Source organism: Flavobacterium sp. GP15, assembly GCF_014281985.1.
In the GTDB taxonomy this organism is placed as follows: domain Bacteria; phylum Bacteroidota; class Bacteroidia; order Flavobacteriales; family Flavobacteriaceae; genus Flavobacterium; species Flavobacterium pygoscelis.
In genome coordinates this window covers 1-3383 of sequence record NZ_JACFTC010000020.1, presented here as the reverse complement: position 1 = coordinate 3383, position 3383 = coordinate 1, and the positions used below count along the sequence as shown (strand labels likewise).

The window sequence follows — 3383 nt, the reverse complement described above, 5'->3', positions numbered from 1 at the left end:
GTGGAACTTTATCGAGTTTATGGAAAACAGAAACTTGAAAATTGAAACGTGATCAAGTTTGTAGAATGTGGAAACTTGAAAATTGGAGTATATCGAGTTTTTGGAAAACAGAAACTTCTAAAACGAAATTTTTCCGATTTTTTTTTTAGCTTTTTAAGGTCAAAAGAAGGTGTTTAAGAATTAATATTAACTAAATTTGGAAGCGACAATTTGGAATGAATTTGAATAGACAAACATAGAACATATACTGCCGATCGCATAACAGCCGTTACAAGAAATTTGGGTATTTGGCTTAATTTAAAAATGGTTTTGTTTCAGGAAAATTTGTGTTTAATGGAAAAATCTCGCATCTTTAATCCCAAACTTCTTGTAGCGCCAAGACGTTAGCTGTAATGCGCCCGCAGAGCCAGAAAAAACAACCTAATAAGTTAAATGTAAATGTATTTTAAAATAATATTTTTTTTCTTTTTTGCAATTTTTTTGACAAGTTGTGACCCTGCTCATTCAATATATTTACTGAATAATACAAATGATGAAGCTAAAGTAAAATTTAATTTAAACTCTAAAATCCCAAACTATCGCTTAAATGAGATTTCTAAAGACTCAATAGTTTTTAATATAAAACAAAAAGACACTGCTGAAATTTATTTTGGGATTGGAACCTGGAATGAAAACGAAATCGATGAAATGTCAAATTCAATTAAAAATATTGAAATTGAAACTAAAAACATTAAAACAGTTTATAAATCAAAAACCTCGATAAATAATTTACTAAATAAAAAAAAGGAAGGCTTTTGGTGGAAAACCAAAATTATAATTGAAATAAATTAAACGATGGAAAACCTCAAATTATTCCTTCAAAGAAGAAAAAAAGCATTAATAATCTCGATTATTTATGTTGGAATTGGAACATTATCAGTTTGTTCTATTTCAGGAAGTGATTTATTTTATGGAGAATGGTCTTTATATACTTTAATCCTAACTTTTCCTGTAACGAATATTAGTTTCGGATATAGATATGCTGAATCGGATTATCTAATTCCAGTTTTAATAATACAATTTATAATGTTTTTGATTACTTTTTTAATATTATCTGCTTTTATAAAAAGGAAACCAATCGAAGACTTTGAAATGTGAAAAATTGAAAATAAAAATTGTGAAAAGATAAAATAACTGAATAAAAAATGCACTACAGCTAACAGCCGTTTGGCGAGATTGGGGTTTTAGTGGAATTAACGTTTTTTATCATATCTTCGTTTCGGCAGAAAATACTCTGCTATAAAGTCCCCAACCTCGCCAAGCGCCAAGACGTTACCAGCAATAATAGCGCAACTCACAACAAAACATAATAGAAAATGAGAAAAACTTTGATAATCTTATATCTTTTTACTTCAATTACTTTAACATTTGGACAATCCAAAGATAACAAGGCTGATTATAAAAAGTTGGAAGAGAAAATTGAAAAGATGGAATATGAGAATCAAAACATTCATAATCAATATAGCAATCTTACTGTTCAATATCAACATACTAACGACAGACTTAATAATTACCTAACTTTCACCGCAATAATAGCATCAGTTTTTGGAATTTTAATTGCATTAGCTGGTATTTATATAGGTTTCGAGAGCTTAAGGTCACAAAACAGAAGGAAAGATGCGATTAAAACTCTTGAAGATGCAAAGGGATATGTAAATGGTAAAAAAACGGAATTTGATGAACTAATTGATGATAAAAAGAAGTTATTGCAAAGTGAATATGATAAATTAATTCAACTCATTAAAGATAAACTACTAAGTGATATAGCAATTGAAACTTCAAAAATAAAAGAAGTTGCCGAAAAAAAGACGGAAGAAATTCAAAGTCTTTCAGTTGAACAACAAACCAATAAAACAATTGAGTTGCTTGAAAAAAGACTTGAGTTTTTTGAGAACATAGGTATACCTGATGATCCAGAAATTCTCTTTTCAAAAGCAAAAATATTAAGGGAAAAAAATATGCACAAAGAAGCTATTTTACTACTTGAAAAATTAGTTGAAAAAATACCGTTACATAAAGATGCTTATTGGTATTTAGGCTTTGAATATTCTGAATTAAAAGATAATGATAATTCAATTAAAAACTACAAAAAACAACTTGAAATTAATCCAACTGATTCTTCAGCATACAACAATATTGCTTTAAAATACAAAGCTAAAGATAACTTACTCGAAGCTTTAGATTGTCTTACTAAAGCGATTGAGCATTCGAGCAAAAAGGAACTTTATTATACTAATAGAATTGATATTCTTAAAAAGCTAAACAGTTTTGAACGTGCAATTGATGATTATATAATTTTATTAGGCATAAACCCAGATAAAGTTGAATACTACAATGAACTGATTAAATTACTTAGACACGAAAACAGAATTAATGATACAACCAATTTCTATGACAAAGCAATTAACCATTTCAAAGATAATGAACCAGAACTTTCAAATAATTTTAGTTTTTCAAAAGCCATATTTTTAGGAGAAATTGGAAAAGAACAATCCGCTATAGAGATACTTCAAACACTAATTGACAGTAATTACAAAATAGAGACTTGTTATATAAAAATTGCTGAATTAAAGAATAAAATTGGAAAAACCGAAGAAGCGATAAATATTTTATCAAACGGAATTTCTAACAACCCACTTTCTTCCGAATTATATATTTATAAAGCATTCATTGAATCAGGAGTTAGTGAGGAAAGTTCTAAAGCAACTATTGATATTGGTGGTAAATCAATTAACACTGAGACATACTTTTTTATTTCAGGACGGTTTTTTTATCTAAGAGATAAAGTTACATTAGCAAAACATAGCTATCAAGAAGCATTAAAGTTAATTAAGACAAAACTACAAAACGAGAAAATTGAAGAGGGTGACATAATGAATTATTATGAAACAACAATAATTCTTCAACAATCCTTGACTCAATTTAATGAAGATTATCGCAAACTTATCGTTAGTGAAAAATACTTAATCGTATTGACTGTATTAGATATAATTAATAGACTTAATTCCGACTTTAATGACACCGAAAAAGAGAAAGCAATTTTAGAGATAAAAAGTCTAAACATAGAAGCAAAAGATAAAGATTTGATAAATTGGAATTTTGGTGATATTGGAGGTTTTATTGAGAAAACAAAAGGTGGAGATTTAGCGTCATTTACTAATAAATTGATAAAATATGTTGAGAGAAAAATAAGTTTAGATGAACTATAAATAAATTACTGCTGGTAACAGCCGTTTCTCGCAATTGCGAATTTTGTTGTAAGTTCACGTTCACGTTTCGCAAGAATTTTTATCTTTAACAGAAAATAATTCGTTCCGAAGTTCGCAACTGACGAGAAGCGGCGT

3 protein-coding genes are annotated in these 3383 nt (G+C 28.2%); all 3 read left to right on the top strand.

Going from position 1 to position 3383, the window contains the following annotated elements:
• Positions 1 to 438: 438 nt before the first annotated feature.
• Complete coding sequence (locus H2650_RS15620; RefSeq protein ID WP_188051757.1) at positions 439 to 831, top strand: hypothetical protein; 393 nt, start codon at positions 439 to 441, stop codon at positions 829 to 831.
• 3 nt (positions 832 to 834) lie between these two features.
• Positions 835 to 1137 carry a hypothetical protein gene (locus tag H2650_RS15615; protein ID WP_188051756.1) on the top strand — a complete coding sequence of 101 codons (303 nt, stop codon included), beginning with the start codon at positions 835 to 837 and terminating at the stop codon, positions 1135 to 1137.
• 218 nt (positions 1138 to 1355) lie between these two features.
• Positions 1356 to 3248, top strand: coding sequence for a hypothetical protein (locus H2650_RS15610; RefSeq protein WP_188051755.1), 1893 nt, complete (start codon positions 1356 to 1358; stop codon positions 3246 to 3248).
• Positions 3249 to 3383: the final 135 nt, after the last annotated feature.

What these genes read in the sequence shown, in the direction of transcription:
- H2650_RS15620 (WP_188051757.1), top strand. Translation starts at nt 439, where the DNA reads ATGTATTTTAAAATAATATTTTTTTTCTTTTTTGCAATTTTTTTGACA.
- H2650_RS15615 (WP_188051756.1), top strand. Translation starts at nt 835, where the DNA reads ATGGAAAACCTCAAATTATTCCTTCAAAGAAGAAAAAAAGCATTAATA.
- H2650_RS15610 (WP_188051755.1), top strand. Translation starts at nt 1,356, where the DNA reads ATGAGAAAAACTTTGATAATCTTATATCTTTTTACTTCAATTACTTTA.